16 protein-coding genes are annotated in these 17,069 nt (G+C 58.5%); 3 read left to right on the forward strand and 13 right to left on the reverse strand.

Features of this window, described 5'->3' with window-relative positions; all coding sequences use genetic code 11:
• Positions 1 to 15: 15 nt before the first annotated feature.
• The 5 genes from ACP7C6_RS17260 to ACP7C6_RS17280 form a co-directional block, all read right to left on the reverse strand.
• Positions 16 to 1,110 (reverse strand): polyamine ABC transporter substrate-binding protein, encoded by a 1,095-nt coding sequence (locus ACP7C6_RS17260; RefSeq protein ID WP_016979000.1) that lies wholly within the window; start codon positions 1,108 to 1,110, stop codon positions 16 to 18.
• 240 nt (positions 1,111 to 1,350) lie between these two features.
• Positions 1,351 to 2,445: a polyamine ABC transporter substrate-binding protein gene (locus ACP7C6_RS17265; protein WP_028618369.1), complete on the reverse strand. Its 1,095-nt coding sequence runs from the start codon at positions 2,443 to 2,445 to the stop codon at positions 1,351 to 1,353.
• Positions 2,446 to 2,643: 198 nt separating this feature from the next.
• On the reverse strand, positions 2,644 to 4,008 hold the full coding sequence (locus tag ACP7C6_RS17270) for an aspartate aminotransferase family protein (RefSeq protein ID WP_426109035.1): 1,365 nt from the start codon (positions 4,006 to 4,008) through the stop codon (positions 2,644 to 2,646).
• Positions 4,009 to 4,066: 58 nt separating this feature from the next.
• Entirely contained in the window at positions 4,067 to 5,425 is a 1,359-nt protein-coding gene (locus ACP7C6_RS17275; RefSeq protein ID WP_028618371.1) for a glutamine synthetase family protein, read from the reverse strand.
• 79 nt (positions 5,426 to 5,504) lie between these two features.
• Complete coding sequence (locus tag ACP7C6_RS17280; protein ID WP_028618372.1) at positions 5,505 to 5,744, reverse strand: hypothetical protein; 240 nt, start codon at positions 5,742 to 5,744, stop codon at positions 5,505 to 5,507.
• A gap of 278 nt (positions 5,745 to 6,022) precedes the next feature.
• Here ACP7C6_RS17280 and ACP7C6_RS17285 point away from each other — a divergent pair, with 278 nt between their 5' ends.
• Both ACP7C6_RS17285 and ACP7C6_RS17290 read left to right on the forward strand, forming a co-directional pair.
• On the forward strand, positions 6,023 to 7,399 hold the full coding sequence (locus tag ACP7C6_RS17285; RefSeq protein ID WP_010207341.1) for a glutamine synthetase family protein: 1,377 nt from the start codon (positions 6,023 to 6,025) through the stop codon (positions 7,397 to 7,399).
• Between the two features lie 241 nt (positions 7,400 to 7,640).
• Entirely contained in the window at positions 7,641 to 8,279 is a 639-nt protein-coding gene (locus ACP7C6_RS17290) for a TetR/AcrR family transcriptional regulator (protein WP_028618373.1), read from the forward strand.
• A gap of 91 nt (positions 8,280 to 8,370) precedes the next feature.
• On the opposite strand, the gene ACP7C6_RS17295 is transcribed toward ACP7C6_RS17290, so the two are convergent.
• The 8 genes from ACP7C6_RS17295 to ACP7C6_RS17330 all read right to left on the reverse strand — a co-directional run bounded on the left by ACP7C6_RS17295 (position 8,371) and on the right by ACP7C6_RS17330 (position 15,623).
• Positions 8,371 to 8,586 carry a TOBE domain-containing protein gene (locus ACP7C6_RS17295; RefSeq protein ID WP_003213899.1) on the reverse strand — a complete coding sequence of 72 codons (216 nt, stop codon included), beginning with the start codon at positions 8,584 to 8,586 and terminating at the stop codon, positions 8,371 to 8,373.
• 28 nt (positions 8,587 to 8,614) lie between these two features.
• A complete protein-coding gene (ssuB, locus tag ACP7C6_RS17300) occupies positions 8,615 to 9,421 on the reverse strand; it encodes an aliphatic sulfonates ABC transporter ATP-binding protein (RefSeq protein WP_016978995.1) in 807 nt (268 codons plus the stop codon).
• Positions 9,418 to 10,206 carry an aliphatic sulfonate ABC transporter permease SsuC gene (gene ssuC / locus ACP7C6_RS17305; RefSeq protein ID WP_028618374.1) on the reverse strand — a complete coding sequence of 263 codons (789 nt, stop codon included), beginning with the start codon at positions 10,204 to 10,206 and terminating at the stop codon, positions 9,418 to 9,420. The genes ssuB and ssuC overlap by 4 nt, the downstream gene beginning before the upstream one ends.
• A gap of 8 nt (positions 10,207 to 10,214) precedes the next feature.
• The gene (gene ssuD / locus ACP7C6_RS17310) at positions 10,215 to 11,363 is read right to left on the reverse strand and encodes an FMNH2-dependent alkanesulfonate monooxygenase (RefSeq protein WP_028618375.1); all 1,149 of its coding nucleotides are present in this window, start codon (positions 11,361 to 11,363) and stop codon (positions 10,215 to 10,217) included.
• A gap of 25 nt (positions 11,364 to 11,388) precedes the next feature.
• Entirely contained in the window at positions 11,389 to 12,357 is a 969-nt protein-coding gene (locus ACP7C6_RS17315) for a sulfonate ABC transporter substrate-binding protein (protein WP_028618376.1), read from the reverse strand.
• A gap of 95 nt (positions 12,358 to 12,452) precedes the next feature.
• Entirely contained in the window at positions 12,453 to 13,046 is a 594-nt protein-coding gene (ssuE, locus tag ACP7C6_RS17320) for an NADPH-dependent FMN reductase (protein ID WP_015886424.1), read from the reverse strand.
• Between the two features lie 292 nt (positions 13,047 to 13,338).
• Entirely contained in the window at positions 13,339 to 13,977 is a 639-nt protein-coding gene (locus ACP7C6_RS17325) for a peroxiredoxin (RefSeq protein WP_016978988.1), read from the reverse strand.
• A 272-nt stretch (positions 13,978 to 14,249) separates the two neighbouring features.
• Positions 14,250 to 15,623 (reverse strand): OprD family porin, encoded by a 1,374-nt coding sequence (locus tag ACP7C6_RS17330; protein ID WP_028618377.1) that lies wholly within the window; start codon positions 15,621 to 15,623, stop codon positions 14,250 to 14,252.
• Between the two features lie 369 nt (positions 15,624 to 15,992).
• Here ACP7C6_RS17330 and tauA point away from each other — a divergent pair, with 369 nt between their 5' ends.
• Positions 15,993 to 16,979: a taurine ABC transporter substrate-binding protein gene (gene tauA / locus ACP7C6_RS17335; protein WP_028618378.1), complete on the forward strand. Its 987-nt coding sequence runs from the start codon at positions 15,993 to 15,995 to the stop codon at positions 16,977 to 16,979.
• The last annotated feature ends 90 nt before the right edge of the window (positions 16,980 to 17,069 follow it).

Here is a 17,069-nt window from a genome sequence, read left to right on the forward strand (position 1 = left end):
TTGAGCTTTAAAGCTTTATTTGCCCGTCTTGACCTTGGTCCAGCTACGGGTCATCAAACGTTGCACTTTCGGGGGTAGCTCGAAGTTGACAAAGGTCCTGTCGAGTACCGCCTGCGGTGGGTAAACCGCTTCGTCCGTGCGTATCGATTGCTCCATCAGTTTGTCCGCCCCAGGGTTAGGGTTGGCATAACCGACGTAATCACTGACCTGGGCGATCACCTCAGGTTGCAGCAAATAGTTGATGAAGGCGTGGGCTTCTTTGACGTTGGTGGCATCCTTGGGGATGGCCAGCACGTCGAACCACAGGTTGCCGCCTTCTTTCGGAATCGCGTAGGCGATGTTCACGCCCTTGCCCGCCTCGGCCGCACGGGCCTTGGCCTGAAACACATCGCCGGAGAAACCAGCCGCCACACAGATGTTGCCGTTGGCCAGGTCCGAGATGTATTTGGAAGAATGGAAGTAGGTCACGTACGGCCGCACTTTCAGCAGCTTCTCTTCGGCCTTCTTGTAGTCATCCGGGTTCGTACTGTTGGGGTTCAGGCCCATGTAGTTGAGCACCGCCGGCAGCATTTCATCCGCCGAGTCCATGAACGACACGCCGCACGTCGCCAGCTTCTTCATGTTCTCAGGCTCGAACAGCACCGCCCAGGAGTCGATATGGTCGACGCCCAGCACTTCCTTCACTTTATCGACGTTGTAACCAATGCCATTGGTGCCCCACAGGTACGGCACGGCGTACTGGTTGCCCGGGTCATTCTTTTCCAGGCGCTTGAGCAGCGCCGGGTCAAGGTTGGCGTAATTCGTCAGCAATGACTTGTCGAGCTTCTGGAACGCCCCGGCTTTGATCTGCTTGCCCAGGAAGTGGTTGGACGGCACCACCACGTCGTAACCGGTACGCCCGGCCAGCAGCTTGCCTTCCAGGGTTTCGTTGGAGTCAAACACGTCATACACGGGCTTGATGCCGCTGGCCTTTTCGAAGTTGGCCAGGGTGTCGGTGCCGATGTAATCCGACCAGTTATAAATATGCACCGTCGGTGCGGCCTGCACGCTCAACGTCAGCGTGATACCTGCACCCACCAGCATGGCTTTGCGAAATAAAGAAATTGGCAAGTGGAGGTCCTCTTAAATAGTTGGGCCCAAAGTTGTTGCCCGGCAACAAAACCGGCGCGCAACTTACCCTCGATAAACCGATCCGGCAAAACTTTCTGTCATTTAATTTATGGGAGGGAGCGTGCTGTGGTGAGGGGGCTTGTCCCCCGCCGGGTTCACCGCAGATTGATTGGGCTGCTTCGCAGCCCAGCGCGGGGCAAGCCCGCTCACCACATTTCCCCCTCCCACAGCTTTTAAGGCTTATTTACCGGACTTGATCTTGGTCCAGCTGCGTGTCATTTCACGCTGGGTTGCAGCCGGCAGGTCAGCAATGGCGTAGAGCTTGGCCTGCACGTCCGCTGGCGGGTAGATGCCCGGGTCGCTGGTGATTTCTTTGTCGACCAGTGCGGTAGCCTTCTCGTTACCGTTCGGGAAGTGCACGCTGTTGGTGATTTCAGCCATGACTTCCGGTTTGAGCAGGTAGTTCATGAACTTGTAGGCGGCGTCGACGTTCTCGGCATCTTTAGGGATGGCGACCATGTCGAAGAAGCTGCCAGCGCCTTCTTTCGGAATATCGTAGGCCACCTTGACCTTGCCACCGGCTTCAGCCGCGCGGGACTTGGCCTGTTCGATGTCACCCGAGTAACCCACGGCCACGCAGATGTTGCCGTTGGCCAGGTCGGAGATGTATTTGGACGAGTGGAAGTAGCCGATCGAAGGACGGATTTTCAGGAACAGGTCTTCAGCCTGCTTCAGGTCGGCCTTCTTCTGGGTGTCGGTCGGCAGGCCCAGATAATGCAGCGCCACCGGCAGCATTTCGGTTGGCGAATCGAGGAAGCTCACGCCGCAGCTTTTCAGCTTGGCGATGTTCTCTGGCTTGAGCAGCACGTCCCACGAATCGATCTTGTCCACGCCCAGCGCGGCCTTGACCTTCTCCGGGTTGTAGCCGATGCCGATGGAGCCCCACATGTACGGGAAGGCGTGCTTGTTGTCCGGGTCGCTGACCGACACGGCTTTAAGCAGGGATTTGTTCAGGTTGTCGTAGTTGGATAGCTTGGACTTGTCCAGCTCCTGGTAGACACCGGCCTTGATCTGCTTGGCGAGGAAGTTGTTCGACGGTACGACGATGTCGTAACCGGACTTGCCTGCCAGCAACTTGGCTTCCAGGGTCTCGTTACTATCGAAAACGTCGTACACCACCTTGATGCCGGACTCTTTTTCAAAGTTGGCGATGGTGTCCGGTGCAATGTAGTCGGACCAGTTGTAGACGTGCAGCACTTTATCGTCGGCCTGGGCCGCGCCCGCCATTGCGCCCATCAGGGACAAGGCGAGGAGGGTCTTGCCAGCGTTCTTCAAACCTAATGCCTTCATTTGGTGATGCTCCAATTTTTTCTTTTTTGGGCCACAAGCTTCATATGTTTCGAGGCCCAGCCAAAGGGCAACAAAACAGGGCGACAGTCTGGCAAGTTCGAGGGCCGGCTTTCAACCAATGCCCCCATTTTTATAACCACTCAGACGCAGCGCCCGAAAGCCGCTGCGTTCTGAGCCTAGCACTTAGCCCTGCAATGCCGCCAAAGTCAGGTCCAGGCACTGGCGAGCTTTAGTGACCAGCTCGTCGATCTCTGCCTTGCTGATCACCAGCGGTGGCGAAATGATCATGGTGTCGCCGACGGCGCGCATGATCAGGCCATTTTCGAAGCAGAACGTGCGGCAGATCATGCCGACGCCCTTGCCTTCGTAACGCTTGCGGGTGGCTTTGTCCTGCACCAGTTCGATGGCACCGAGCATACCCACACCGCGCACTTCGCCCACCAGCGGATGATCCGCCAATTCCCTCAGACGTTTCTGCAAATACGGTGCCGTTTCGTCGTGGACCCGGTTAACGATTTTTTCATCGCGCATGATGCGGATGTTTTCCAGCGCCACTGCCGCCGCCACCGGGTGACCGGAGTAGGTGAAGCCGTGGTTGAAATCACCGCCTTCGTTGAGGACGTCCACCACTTCATCGCGCACGATCAGGCCGCCCATGGGGATGTAGCCCGAGGTCAGGCCCTTGGCGATGGTCATCATGTGGGGCTTGAGGTCGTAGAAATCGCTACCGAACCACTCACCGGTGCGACCGAAACCGCAGATCACTTCGTCGGCAATGAACAGGATGTCGTACTTGGCGAGGATTTCCTTGATGCGCGGCCAGTAGGTGGCGGGTGGCACGATCACGCCACCGGCACCCTGGATCGGCTCGGCAATAAAGGCGCCGACGTTGTCCACGCCCAGCTCCAGAATCTTTTCTTCCAACTGGTTGGCAGCCCACACGCCGAATTCTTCGGGGCTCATGTCGCCGCCTTCGCCAAACCAGTAAGGCTGGGCGATGTGGGTGATGCCAGGGATCGGCAAGTCGCCCTGCTCATGCATATACGTCATGCCGCCCAGGCTGGCGCCGGCCACGGTGGAGCCGTGGTAGCCATTCTTGCGGCTGATGATGGTTTTCTTGTTTGGCCGGCCCTTGATCGCCCAGTAGTGGCGAACCATGCGCAACATGGTGTCGTTGCCTTCGGAGCCGGAACCGGTGAAGAACACGTGGTTCATGCCGGCAGGCGCGATGTCGGAAATGGCCTTGGCCAGTTCCAGCACCGGCGGGTGAGCGGTCTGGAAGAACAGGTTGTAGTACGGCAGTTGTTTCATCTGCTTGGCGGCGGCGTCAGCCAGTTCATCGCGACCGTAACCGATCGCCACGCACCACAGGCCGGCCATGCCGTCGAGGATCTTGTTGCCTTCGCTGTCCCACAGGTAAACGCCGTGGGCTTTGGTAATGATGCGCGGGCCTTTCTCTTTCAATTGCTTGAAGTCGCTGAACGGCGCCAGGTGGTGATCACTGCTCAAGGCTTGCCATTCACGGGTTTGCGGGTTGTTGCTGGACATACCAATCTCCTAGACTTTTCAGTGAAGGGCGCGCCGTTTAAAGGGCGCGCCCGGCGCATCAGACGGCGAAGAGCAGGAATTCCCGCTCCCACGAACTGATCACGCGCTTGAAGTTTTCATGCTCGGCCCGCTTGACCGCGACGTAGCCTGTGATGAATTTTTGACCCAGGTATTTTTCGATGGTCTTGCTGTTTTCCATGCGTTCCAGGGCGTCTTCGATGGTCAACGGCAGGCGCAGGTTGCGTCGCTCGTAACCACGACCCACCACTGGCGCGCTCGGGTTATGGCCTTCGACCATGCCGATGTAGCCGCACAACAAGCTGGCGGCAATCGCCAGGTACGGGTTGGCATCGGCGCCCGGCAGACGGTTTTCCACACGACGGTTCTGCGGGCCGGCATCCGGTACGCGCAAGCCGACGGTGCGGTTTTCTTCGCCCCACTCCACGTTCACCGGCGCCGAGGTGTCGGGCAGGAAGCGGCGGAACGAGTTCACGTTGGGGGCAAACAGCGGCAGCAATTCAGGGATGAATTTCTGCAGGCCGCCAATGTGGTTGAGGAACAGCTGGCTCATGGTCCCGTCTTCATTGGAGAAGACGTTCTTGCCGGTGGCGATGTCGATAATGCTCTGGTGCAGGTGCATCGCGCTGCCGGGCTCACCGGTCATGGGCTTGGCCATGAAGGTGGCGGCCACGTTGTGCTTGAGCGCGGCTTCACGCATGGTGCGCTTGAACACCAGGATCTGGTCGGCCAGGGACAGCGCATCGCCGTGACGGAAGTTGATTTCCATCTGCGCGGTGCCGTCTTCGTGGATCAGGGTGTCAAGGTCCAGCTCCTGCAATTCGCACCAGTCGTAGACGTCTTCGAACAACGGGTCGAATTCGTTGGCCGCTTCTATAGAGAAAGACTGGCGACCGGTCTCCGGGCGACCGGAACGACCAATCGGCGGTTGCAGCGGGAAGTCCGGGTCTTCGCAGCGCTTGGTCAGGTAGAACTCCATCTCCGGCGCCACGATGGGCTGCCAGCCCCTGTCGGCGTAGAGCTTGAGGACTTTCTTGAGTACGTTGCGCGGCGACAGCTCGATCGGGTTGCCTTGCTTGTCGTAGGTGTCGTGGATCACCTGGGCGGTGGGCTCGATGGCCCAGGGCACCAGGTACACAGCGTTCTGGTCAGGGCGGCAGATCATGTCGATGTCGGCCGGGTCGAGCAATTCGTAATAGATGTCGTCTTCGACATAGTCGCCGGTCACGGTCTGCAACAGCACGCTCTCGGGCAGGCGCATGCCTTTTTCGGCGATGAACTTGTTGGTCGGCGAGATCTTGCCCCGGGTGATACCGGTGAGGTCGCCAATCATGCATTCGACTTCTGTGATCTTGTGGTCTTTCAACCAATCGGTGAGCTGGTCGAGGTTGTTACTCATAAATGCCTCTGGGCTGGGTTTCCTGGCATCCATTAAAGGCCAGGCGTTGGTTGACGCAGCATCCGCGTCGTTTTTTCATTCAGGGTAGGAGCTTACCTGCCATTTGCTGCTGCGTTGCATTCCTCACGCCAAAGTTGTGCGTAATCTTGAGCAGCATGCGGGGCGCATGCCGTTCGGTGGCAAATGAGGAGGCAAAAAAGAGGCTGGCCCGGGCGTCAAGAATATTGGCCGGTGCGCGGGCATTCACGCGGGAGGAATGGACGGATGACACAGCCTGGCTGAAGCAGGCCAAGACGCCGTTGGGCGGCAGGTGAAACATGAAGCACCCCGGTATTATTGCTGTTATGGGTTTGAATCGAGCTTAGCCTTGTTCATTTTTTTACACAACACCCCCGTAAAAAATACAACACGGGGCGCTCAAGCCTGCTAGTCCCAAGACCTTCAAACCCAAAAAACCGCCCCAAAAAGCCCCAAAAAAGCCATCGCAGCGCTTTTTTAGGGCAAAAAAGGCCTCGCTTGACTTCGGCATGCCGTTCGGGTTGACTGAAACCAGAAAAGATCAATGATTGATATTTTTAACAACAAAGGTGTTGCATCATGTCGGTACCCCCGCGTGCCGTTCAGCTTAACGAAGCGAACGCGTTCCTTAAGGATCATCCTGAGGTTCTGTACGTAGACCTTCTAATTGCGGATATGAATGGTGTGGTGCGCGGCAAGCGCATCGAACGCACCAGCCTCCACAAGGTTTACGAGAAGGGCATTAACCTGCCTGCCTCTTTATTTGCCCTGGATATCAACGGCTCTACGGTGGAAAGCACCGGTCTGGGCCTGGACATCGGTGATGCTGACCGAATCTGTTATCCAATCCCCGATACCCTGTGCAATGAACCTTGGCAAAAGCGCCCTACCGCGCAATTGCTGATGACCATGCACGAACTTGAAGGTGAACCTTTCTTCGCCGATCCGCGCGAAGTGCTCCGCCAAGTTGTAAGCAAATTTGACGACCTCGGTCTGACCATCTGCGCCGCCTTCGAGCTTGAGTTCTACCTGATCGACCAGGAGAACGTGAACGGCCGCCCACAACCGCCCCGCTCGCCGATCTCCGGCAAACGCCCGCACTCGACACAGGTCTACCTGATCGACGACCTCGACGAATACGTCGACTGCCTCCAGGACATTCTGGAAGGTGCCAAAGAGCAAGGCATCCCGGCCGACGCCATCGTCAAGGAAAGTGCTCCGGCGCAGTTCGAAGTGAACCTGCACCACGTGGCCGACCCGATCAAGGCCTGCGACTACGCGGTACTGCTCAAGCGCCTGATCAAGAACATCGCCTACGACCATGAAATGGACACCACCTTCATGGCCAAGCCTTACCCAGGCCAGGCAGGCAACGGTTTGCACGTACACATCTCCATTCTGGACAAGGACGGCAAGAACATCTTTGCCAGCGAGGATCCCGAGCAGAACGCCGCATTGCGTCACGCGATCGGCGGTGTGCTCGAGACCCTGCCCGCCCAAATGGCGTTCCTGTGCCCCAACGTCAACTCCTACCGTCGTTTCGGCGCACAGTTCTACGTGCCGAACTCGCCGTGCTGGGGCCTGGATAACCGCACCGTGGCGATCCGCGTACCGACTGGCTCGTCCGATGCCGTACGTATCGAACACCGTGTTGCCGGTGCCGACGCCAACCCTTACCTGCTGATGGCTTCGGTCCTGGCAGGCGTGCACCACGGCCTGACCAACAAGATCGAGCCTAATGCACCGGTGGAAGGCAACAGCTACGAGCAAAACGAGCAAAGCCTGCCGAACAACCTGCGCGATGCATTGCGCGAGTTGGACGACAGCGAGGTGATGGCCAAGTACATCGATCCTAAATACATCGATATCTTCGTCGCCTGTAAGGAAAGTGAGCTGGAAGAGTTCGAACACTCCATCTCCGACCTTGAGTACAACTGGTACTTGCATACCGTGTAAGCGGTTGCTGCCGTAACTGCGGTGAGTAGGCTTGCTGTGGTGAGCGGGCTTGCTCCGCGCTGGGTGGCGAAGCCGCCCTAAAACCAGACGCCGCATTCTGCCTGACAGAATGCGGCGTTTTTATTGGGGCCGCTTCGCAGCCCAGCGCGGGGCAAGCTCGCTCACCACAAAAGCCTCCGCGCTAGGTATGGATCATCCTCAGGCTCTGCGTACAATGCCCCCTGCCTTGTAGGAGACCTCCATGACCACCCGCCCCGCCGCCCCTCGCAAACCCCGCGCCCGCAGCCAGGCCCGGATCGACGCGATCCTCGACGCCGCCCGCACCTTGCTGGCGGCCGAAGGCGTGGCGGGTTTGTCGATCTACAGCGTGGCCGAGCGTGCGCAGATTCCACCGTCGTCGGTGTATCACTTCTTCGCCAGCGTACCGGCCTTGCTGGAGGCACTCACGGCAGACGTCCACGCGGCCTTCCGGGCTGCGATCCAGGCGCCCATCGAGCACGATTCACTCAAGCACTGGCGCGACCTGTCCTGCATCGTCGAGCAACGCATGCTCGCCATCTACGACCAGGATGCCGCCGCACGCCAGTTGATCCTGGCCCAACATGGGCTTACTGAAGTGACCCAGGCGGATCGCCAGCATGATCTGGAGTTGGGAAACCTGATGCTGGAAGTGTTCAATCGCCACTTTGAAGTGCCGACACTGCCCAGCGATGTAGACGTGTTTGCCTTGGCGTTGGAACTGAGCGACCGCGTGTATGCGCGCTCGGTGCATCAGCATGGGCTGATCACGCCGCGCATGGCGGATGAAGGGATGCGGGTGTTTGATGCGTATGTGGGGCTTTACCTGCCGCCGTATCTGCCCAAGCGCAAAAACCTGTAGGAGCCGGCTTGCCGGCGATAGCGCTCCCGACATCACCGCAAGGCGTGAGGGCCTATCGCCGGCAAGCCAGCTCCTACAGTGGCTTGTGCAATCACAACTTGGCGATCGACACCTCGGTGGATTTAACGAAGGCAATCACTTCACTGCCAATCACCAGTTCCAGCTCTTTGACCGAGCGGGTGGTGATCACGGACGTCACGATGCCGGACGCGGTCTGCACGTCGATTTCCGACAGCACGTCGCCTTCGACGATTTCCTTGATGGTGCCTTTGAACTGGTTACGCACGTTGATCGCTTTAATAGTCATGTCGTTCTCTCTTCGTAGGACAAGTGAGTTATTGAGCCCAGCGCAATTGCGTAGGCAGCGGTGAAACAGGTTCGGGTTCCGGCGGCGACCCCGGCAGGGACAACACACGGTTGAGCACTTCAGCTTCCAGTGCGGCCAGGCGATGTGAGCCGCGGGCCCGTGGGCGTGGCAGGTCGACGATCAGGTCCAAGCCGATTTCACCGTCCTCGATCAGGATCACCCGGTCGGCAATCGCCACGGCTTCGCTGACGTCGTGGGTCACCAGCAACACGGTGAACCCGTGCTTCTGCCACAGGTTTTCGATCAGTTGCTGCATCTCGATACGGGTCAAGGCATCCAGCGCACCCAACGGCTCATCCAGCAGCAACAAGCGCGGTTGGTGGATCAGCGCACGGGCCAGGGCCACGCGTTGCTTCTGCCCGCCGGACAGCGCCGCCGGCCATTCATTGGCGCGCTCAGCCAGGCCGACCGCTTCCAGGGCTTCCAACGCTTTGGGGCGCCAGTTGCCTTTAAGGCCCAGGCCGACGTTGTCGATGATCTTTTTCCACGGCAACAGGCGCGCTTCCTGGAACATCAACCGCGTGTCTTCAATGGCTTCGCTCAGCGGTGCGGAACCGGCCAGCAGCTCGCCGCCGCTGGCCTTGTCCAGGCCGGCCAGCAGGCGCAGCAAAGTACTTTTGCCGCAACCGCTGCGCCCGACCACCGCAACGAATTGACCGGCGGGGATGTGCAGGTCGATGTCCTTGAGCACTTCGCGCGCGCCAAAGGCCTTGCGCAACTTGCGTACCGCCAGGGGAATGCCCTTGAGCAGGCGCGGGGGTTGTTGAGCTGTCATGCCGCACCTCCTTTATTCACTTGATACGCCGGGTGCCAGCGCAGCCACACACGTTCCAGGCCGCGAGCCGCCAGGTCCGCGAGCTTGCCGAGGATCGCGTACATGACGATGGCCAGTACCACCACATCGGTTTGCAGGAATTCGCGGGCGTTCATCGCCAGGTAGCCAATACCGGAGCTGGCGGAGATGGTTTCTGCCACGATCAGCGTCAGCCACATGAAACCCAGGGCAAAGCGCACGCCCACCAAAATCGATGGCAGTGCGCCCGGCAGGATCACCTGCCGGAACAGGCTGAACCCGGACAAGCCGTAGCTGCGCGACATTTCCACCAGCGCCGGGTCGACGTTGCGAATGCCGTGGTAGGTGTTGAGGTAAATCGGAAACAGCGTGCCGAGGGCGACCAGGAAAATCTTCGCGGTCTCATCAATGCCGAACCACAGGATCACCAGCGGAATCAGCGCCAAATGCGGCACGTTGCGGATCATCTGCACCGAGCTGTCCAGCAGGCGTTCGCCCCACTTCGACAGGCCGGTGATAAAGCCCAGGGCCAGGCCGATGCTGCCACCAATCACGAAGCCCAAACCCGCACGCCAGCCGCTGATGGCTAGGTGAGTCCAGATTTCGCCACTGGCGACCAAGTGCACACCGGCTGCGATTACGGCACTCGGCGCTGGCAGAATGCGCGTCGACAACCAACCCGCCGAGACCGACAACTGCCACACCGCGAGTAACAAAATCGGGAGTACCCAGGGCGCTATCCGATGGCTCAATTTTTCATAGTTCATGGGCTGCCTCAGCTCGCCGACGCAGCTTTGGGAAGGATGTCGTTGGCGACCATTTCGCCGAACGGGCTGACGTAGCCGGCACTTTTCGGCAACTCGGGACGTTCGATATCCAGGTGGGGGAACAGCAGTTCCGCGACGCGATATGACTCTTCGAGGTGTGGATAACCGGAGAAGATAAAAGTGTCGATGCCCAGCGCGGCGTATTCCTTCACGCGTTCCGCCACGGTGGGGCCATCGCCCACCAGCGCGGTGCCTGCGCCGCCACGCACCAGGCCGACGCCGGCCCACAGATTAGGGCTGACTTCGAGGTTGTCGCGGTTGCCACCATGCAGCGCCGCCATACGTTGCTGGCCGACGGAATCGAACCGCGCCAGGGAAGCCTGGGCACGGGCGATGGTGTCATCGTCCAGGTGGGAGATCAGTTTGTCGGCGGCTTTCCACGCTTCGTCGTTGGTTTCACGCACGATCACATGCAAACGAATGCCGAAACGCACGGTGCGCCCAAGCTTCGCGGCCTTGGCGCGAACCTGTTCGATTTTTTCCGCAACCGCTGCCGGTGGCTCACCCCACGTCAGCACCATCTCCACCTGCTCGGCCGCCAGGTCCTGGGCCGCCTCGGAGGAACCGCCGAAGTACAGGGGCGGACGCGGTTGCTGGATCGGCGGATACAGCAGCTTGGCGCCTTTGACGCTGATGTGTTCGCCGTCGTAGTCCACGGTTTCGCCTTCCAGCACACGGCGCCAGATGCGGGTAAATTCCACCGAGGCTTGGTAACGCTCTTCATGACTGAGGAACAAGCCGTCACCGGCCAATTCTTCCGGGTCACCGCCAGTGACCAGGTTGAACAAGGCACGCCCGCCGGACAGACGATCCAGGGTCGCAGCCTGACGCGCCGCCACCGTCGGCGAAATGATCCCGGGGCGCAGGGCGACCAGGAATTTCAGACGCTGGGTCACCGGGATCAGCGAGGCGGCCACCAGCCACGAGTCTTCGCAGGAGCGACCGGTAGGGATCAGCACCCCGCCGAAACCCAGACGGTCAGCGGCCTGGGCCACTTGCTGCAGGTATCCGTGGTCAACGGCGCGAGCGCCTTCGGCGGTGCCAAGGTAATGGCCGTCGCCGTGGGTAGGCAGGAACCAGAAAATATTGAGGCTCATGGAGTTGTCTCCTGAAGAAGTCGGATTACGGCGCTTTGGCAACGGCGGCGGGGGGTGTCCAGATCACGTCCTTGATGTTCAAGGGCTTGGGGATCAATTTGAGCTGGTAGAAGCTGTCGGCGATTTTCTGCTGGGCGGCGACCACTTCCGGGGTCAGGAACAGCGCGCCGTAGCCTTGGCGTTTCACCGAGGTCAGGGTGATGTCAGCCGGCAGGCCGAGCAGCGGGGCAACTTGCTCAGTCACTTCCTGCGGGTTGGCCTTGGACCACTCGCCCACGGCGCGCACTTCTTCGATCAGCGCCTTGACCACTTCAGGGTGTTTTTCAGCGTAAGGCTTGGTCGCGAGATAAAACTGGTGGTTGTCGGCAATGCCAGTACCGTCACGCAGGGTGCGGGCTTGCAGTTGTTTCTCGGCGGCGGCCTGGTACGGGTCCCAGATGACCCAGGCGTCCACGCTGCCACGCTCGAAGGCGGCACGCGCATCGGCGGGCGGCAGGAACACAGTCTGCACGTCGGTGTATTTCAGGCCGGCGTCTTCCAGGGCACGCACCAGCAGGTAATGCACGTTGGAGCCTTTGTTCAGGACGATTTTCTTGCCCTTGAGCTCGGACACGGATTTGATCGGCGAATCTTTCGGCACCAGGATCGCTTCGCTGGTCGGCGCGGGTGGCTCGTAGGCCACGTAGAGCAAATCGGCGCCAGCGGCCTGAGCGAAGACCGGTGGGGTTTCGCCAGTCACGCCGAAGTCGATGGAGCCGACGTTCAGGCCTTCCAGCAATTGCGGGCCGCCAGGAAACTCGGTCCACTGCACGTTCACGCCTTGGGCAGCCAGGCGTTTCTCCAAGGTGCCCTTGGCTTTGAGCAGCACCAGCGTGCCGTACTTCTGATAACCGATCCGCAGGGTCTCGGCGGCTTGAGCTTGAACAATGACGCCGAAGGACACAGCCGCAGCAAACAGTGCGACCAGACCACGACGCAAGATGACAGTGCGCATGGCGCTCTCTCCAAATAGTGCGTTCAGGGGGTTGGCTGCACCTGCTTGGCCGTTGGCGGCTGAGTAAGGTGAGTTTTTTTACATTTCGGTGTGGCTTAAATGCTCCAGCGAGCACTCAACAAACGTTCATTCAACACATGAGGGTCCAGCGGTTTCGGGCGACGGGCCATGGCGCCATACAGCGTTTCCAGGGCCTCGTGCAAACGGTGTTCAAGTACCGGCACCAGTTGCGCCTGGGCGCTGCCTTCGCCGTACGCGATCTGGCTGTCTTCGGCGAAGATGCCGTGGAGCAACTCCTGGGCCTTCAGCGCCGACAGCACCGGCTTCAGGGCGTAGTCCACCGCCAGCATGTGGGCGATGCTGCCACCGGTCGCCATCGGCAATACGATCTTGTGGGCCAGTGCGCGTTCGGGCAGCAGGTCCAGCACGGTTTTCAGCGCTCCGGAAAACGAAGCCTTGTAGACCGGCGTAGCGATCACCAGGCCATCAGCGTTAGCCACTTGTTGCAGCAGGTCGATGACCTTGGGGCTGTCGAAGCGCGCATGCAGCAAGTCTTCAGCCGGGAAGTCCCGTATCTGGTAACTCACCACTTCTACGCCTTTGTCTTGCAACCACTGACGGGTTTTATCCAGCAACACCCCGGAGCGGGAACGCTGGCTGGGACTGCCTCCAAGTGTTACGACCAACATGCAGGAATTCCTTGAGCAGGTGTCGGCGGTTCGCTGTGTGGCGATGGCGCCAAGATGGAACAGACATTATCAGCAGATTCATATATCTTTAAATCTTATTTTTTCATGTGTTTATTCCTTAAATGCATATAAAAATTATCAAATCCCAGGCGAAAAAAAAGGCCGTTAAAACGGCCTGAAAACCCCTGCTATGTGATTCTTCAGAACGATCGCCATCGCCGGCAAGCCGGCTCCTACAACTGGAATGTGATCACCTGTAGGAGCCGACTTGCCGGCGGTAGCGACATCAGCATCAACGGTTGGGCTGAGGGGTGAGCCGCAGGTAAGGCTTCACCGCCCGGTAACCCTTCGGAAAGCGTTTCTTGATTTCCTCCTCGTCCTTGAGCGACGGCACGATCACCACTTCATCACCGTCCTGCCAGTTGGCGGGCGTGGCGACCTTGTGGTTGTCGGTAAGCTGCAACGAGTCGATGACCCGCAGGATTTCGTGGAAATTGCGCCCGGTGCTGGCCGGGTAGGTGATGGTCAGGCGGATCTTCTTGTTCGGGTCGATCACGAACAAGGAGCGCACGGTGAGCGTGTCACTGGCGTTGGGGTGAATCAGGTCGTAGAGGTCGGACACCTTGCGATCGGCGTCGGCCAGGATCGGGAAGTTGACGATAGTGTTCTGGGTTTCGTTGATGTCTTCGATCCACTTGTGGTGCGAGTCCACCGGGTCGACCGACAGGGCGATGGCCTTGACGCCGCGCTGGGCGAATTCGTCCTTGAGCTTGGCAGTGAAGCCCAGCTCAGTGGTGCACACCGGGGTGAAGTCCGCCGGGTGGGAAAACAGCACACCCCAGCTATCGCCCAGCCATTCGTGGAAACGAATTTTGCCGGCGCTGGAATCCTGTTCGAAGTCGGGGGCGATATCGCCCAGTCTTAGGCTCATGGTGTGGCTCCTGGTGAGTGCTTATGGAGCCCACTGTGCATGGATTGTGGATTATTTAAAAAGAATAAATATCGATTTATCTAGACGATAAAGGAATATTAAAAATCTGTTCATTGGACGTATTCGAAGGCGAGGAGCACCATCGTTTCCAAGGTTCGAGAAGGCCTTGAGACGCTGTACACAGAGGGGTTCAGGAAGGGCTTGCGGGGGTTTAGCCCGACTTGAAAGCAAGACACCTTGCCCGGTGTTGCACCGGGCAAGGTTTTACGCAGTTACTTGAATGCGTAGGTGTAGCTTACGATGACGCGGTTTTCGTCTTGATCGCGCGCGGCAGCAACATCGTTGCGCCACATAGCGTTTTTCCAGGCAACACCGACGTTTTTGAACAGACCTTCTGGCACAACGTAGGCAACAGTGATGTCACGCTCCCACTCGGACTGGCCGGTGAACTCAGCGCGGCTACCGTTGACGGTGTCGATGTCAGTGCCTTTGAGGTACACAACACCAGCGGTCAGGCCAGGAACGCCAACCTTGGCGAAGTCGTAGGAGTAGCGAGCTTGCCAGGTACGTTCGCCAGCACGGGCGAACTTGGCAATCTGCATGTCAGTGGTCAGGTAAGCGGACGAACCGTCGCCTTGGTTCAACCAAGGGAAGTCACTGCTACCGTTGCTGACTTGATAACCACCACCGAAAGTGTGACCGGCAACGGTATACAGGAACAGACCGCTGTACAGGTTGTTATCAACCTTGCCGCGACCTGAGTTGACACCGCTGTAGTTGCCCGACGAGAAGTAGGCGGATTCGTGACCGTTCTTACCGTCGTCGGAGCTGTTGAAGTAACGCAGGTCAGACTTCAGCACGCCCGGGCCGATTGCCCAGTTGTGAGTCAGGCCGAGGAAGTGTTGCTTGTAGAAATCTTCCAGGTTGCCGTAGTAGTACTGTGCGGTCAGATCCTTGGTGATCTTGTAGTCACCACCGGCATAGTAGAACTTGTTGCTGTCACGCCAGGCGGCGCCACGGGAGTTGGCACCCGAGATCGACAGATTGTCGACGTTGCTGGAGTTACGACCTTTGGCTTTTTCGATCTGACCCGCAACCAGCGTCAGGTCTTTGTTGAGATCGTTGGTAGTGATCTGGCCACCTTGGAAGGTCTGCGGCAGCAGACGACCATCGTTGGTCACGATAACCGGCAGTTTAGGCTGCAGAGTACCCAGCTTCAGTTCGGTCTGGGAGATCTTGGCTTTGGCAGTCAGGCCCAGGCTCGAGTAGTTATCAACGGCTTCGCCATTGGACTTGCTCGGGAACACAGTGCCGCCGTACGAGGAAGCAGTGGCGCCGTTGGTGCCGCCGCCGGAATCCAGGCGAACACCCAGCAGGCCGATTGCGTCAAGGCCGAAACCTACGGTGCCTTGGGTGTAACCGGAGATGAAGCGCAGGTCGAAGCCTTGGCCCCACTCTTCCTGCTTGCTCTGAACACCGGCGCGCTTGTTGGCAGCAGTGCCAGCAGCGGAGTCACGGTTGTCAGTGTTGATGTAAAAGTTACGCAGACCCAGTGTTACTTTGCTGTCTTCGATGAAACCGGCAGCGCCTGCTTGCTGAGCGATTGCGCCCAGGGCTACAGCCAGTGCCAAGGTGGACTTCTTCATGTACCGCTCCTCTCATTTCTAATTTTTGTATTTCTTTGGTCTCGGGTCTGACGCCCTCGATCCACAGATGCGCGATTAGCGCCAGATAGTGACTACCAAGTCAATCGTAACCTTGTGTGTCTACTACCTTCGTCTAATCGCAGTTGATTTGGTCCCTGCAGGGTAATGAGTTTTTCATACACCCAAAAAGAATTGTTTCATTCTTTTTCATACGATTCGGGAATAAGCCTTTCCATGATGCGGACAAGTCAGGTAGACAAACCGCTCCATAAGCTAATTCCTAAAGGGTATTTGTTAGCGCTTTTTTAGATCGATTAGTGTGGCCGTACTGTTGCATACGTCACCCACGATCAAAAAGGCGACGCCATCATGGCCAAACGCACATCCTCCCGTCAATTTGTTACAGTTTTTGTGTCACTAATACTTTCTTTTGGTGTCAAAGCCGCCGATTTAACCATCGGCTACCAAACCGGCATTGACCCCAGCAAAGTCCCACAGGCCGACGGCCTCTATGAGAAGGCCATCGGTGAAAAAATCGCCTGGCGCCGTTTCAACAGTGGGCCGGAAGTCGTAACCGCTATTGCCTCAGGCGATGTGCAGATTGGCAATCTCGGTTCCAGCCCCCTCGCGGCAGCGGCTTCTCGCAATCTACCCATCGTCGCGTTCATCGTATCGGCCCAGATCAATACTTCTGAAGCATTGGTGGTGCGTAACGGCAGCCACATTGACGCACCCAAGGATCTGATCGGCAAAACCATCGCCACGCCATTTGTCTCAACCTCGCATTACAGCCTGCTCGGCGCGCTGAAGCACTGGGGTCTGGACACCAGGCAAGTCAAGGTGGTGAACCTGCAACCGGCAGAAATTGCCGCCGCGTGGAAACGCGGCGATATCGACGGCGCATTCGTGTGGTCGCCGGCCCTTGGCGAAATCCGCAAGACCGGCAAGACCCTGACAGACGCGGCCCAGGTGGGTCAGTGGGGCGCACCGACCTTTGAAGTATGGGTGGCGCGTAAGGATTTCGCGGAAAAACATCCTGACGTAGTGGCCAAGTTTGCCAAGGTCACCCTGGATTCGTTTGCCGAGTATGCGACCCATAAGGACGGTTGGACGGTGAACTCCGAGCCGGTGCAGAAAATCGCGAAACTGACAGGTTCAAATGCTGCCGACATTCCGGAGCTGTTAGCCGGTACCACGTTCCCGGATGCGCAGGCACAGCAAACTGACGCGCTGCTTAAAGGCGGCACGGCGAAGGCGATTGGGGAGACGGCGAAGTTCTTGAAGGAACAAGGAAAGGTTGAGGCAGTGTTGCCAGACTATTCAGCGTACGTGACCGACAAATTCGTCAAGCCCTGACCCTGTAGGAGCCGGCTTGCCGGCGATGGCGGCCCAGAAAAACCCAACCCCCGCAAACCCACAACAACAAAAATGGGGATAAAATGGCCT

The sequence above is a fragment of the Pseudomonas sp. TWR1-1-4 genome (genome assembly GCF_049897165.1).
Taxonomy (GTDB): Bacteria; Pseudomonadota; Gammaproteobacteria; order Pseudomonadales; family Pseudomonadaceae; genus Aquipseudomonas; species Aquipseudomonas canadensis.

Coding starts and splice junctions, on each gene's coding strand:
- ACP7C6_RS17325 (WP_016978988.1), bottom strand. CDS start 13,977: ATGAGCCTAAGACTGGGCGATATCGCCCCCGACTTCGAACAGGATTCC.
- ACP7C6_RS17295 (WP_003213899.1), bottom strand. CDS start 8,586: ATGACTATTAAAGCGATCAACGTGCGTAACCAGTTCAAAGGCACCATC.
- ssuD (WP_028618375.1), bottom strand. CDS start 11,363: ATGAGCCTCAATATTTTCTGGTTCCTGCCTACCCACGGCGACGGCCAT.
- ACP7C6_RS17270 (WP_426109035.1), bottom strand. CDS start 4,008: ATGTCCAGCAACAACCCGCAAACCCGTGAATGGCAAGCCTTGAGCAGT.
- tauA (WP_028618378.1), top strand. CDS start 15,993: ATGGCCAAACGCACATCCTCCCGTCAATTTGTTACAGTTTTTGTGTCA.
- ssuE (WP_015886424.1), bottom strand. CDS start 13,046: ATGTTGGTCGTAACACTTGGAGGCAGTCCCAGCCAGCGTTCCCGCTCC.
- ACP7C6_RS17285 (WP_010207341.1), top strand. CDS start 6,023: ATGTCGGTACCCCCGCGTGCCGTTCAGCTTAACGAAGCGAACGCGTTC.
- ACP7C6_RS17275 (WP_028618371.1), bottom strand. CDS start 5,425: ATGAGTAACAACCTCGACCAGCTCACCGATTGGTTGAAAGACCACAAG.
- ACP7C6_RS17315 (WP_028618376.1), bottom strand. CDS start 12,357: ATGCGCACTGTCATCTTGCGTCGTGGTCTGGTCGCACTGTTTGCTGCG.
- ACP7C6_RS17280 (WP_028618372.1), bottom strand. CDS start 5,744: ATGTTTCACCTGCCGCCCAACGGCGTCTTGGCCTGCTTCAGCCAGGCT.
- ssuB (WP_016978995.1), bottom strand. CDS start 9,421: ATGACAGCTCAACAACCCCCGCGCCTGCTCAAGGGCATTCCCCTGGCG.
- ACP7C6_RS17330 (WP_028618377.1), bottom strand. CDS start 15,623: ATGAAGAAGTCCACCTTGGCACTGGCTGTAGCCCTGGGCGCAATCGCT.
- ssuC (WP_028618374.1), bottom strand. CDS start 10,206: ATGAACTATGAAAAATTGAGCCATCGGATAGCGCCCTGGGTACTCCCG.
- ACP7C6_RS17290 (WP_028618373.1), top strand. CDS start 7,641: ATGACCACCCGCCCCGCCGCCCCTCGCAAACCCCGCGCCCGCAGCCAG.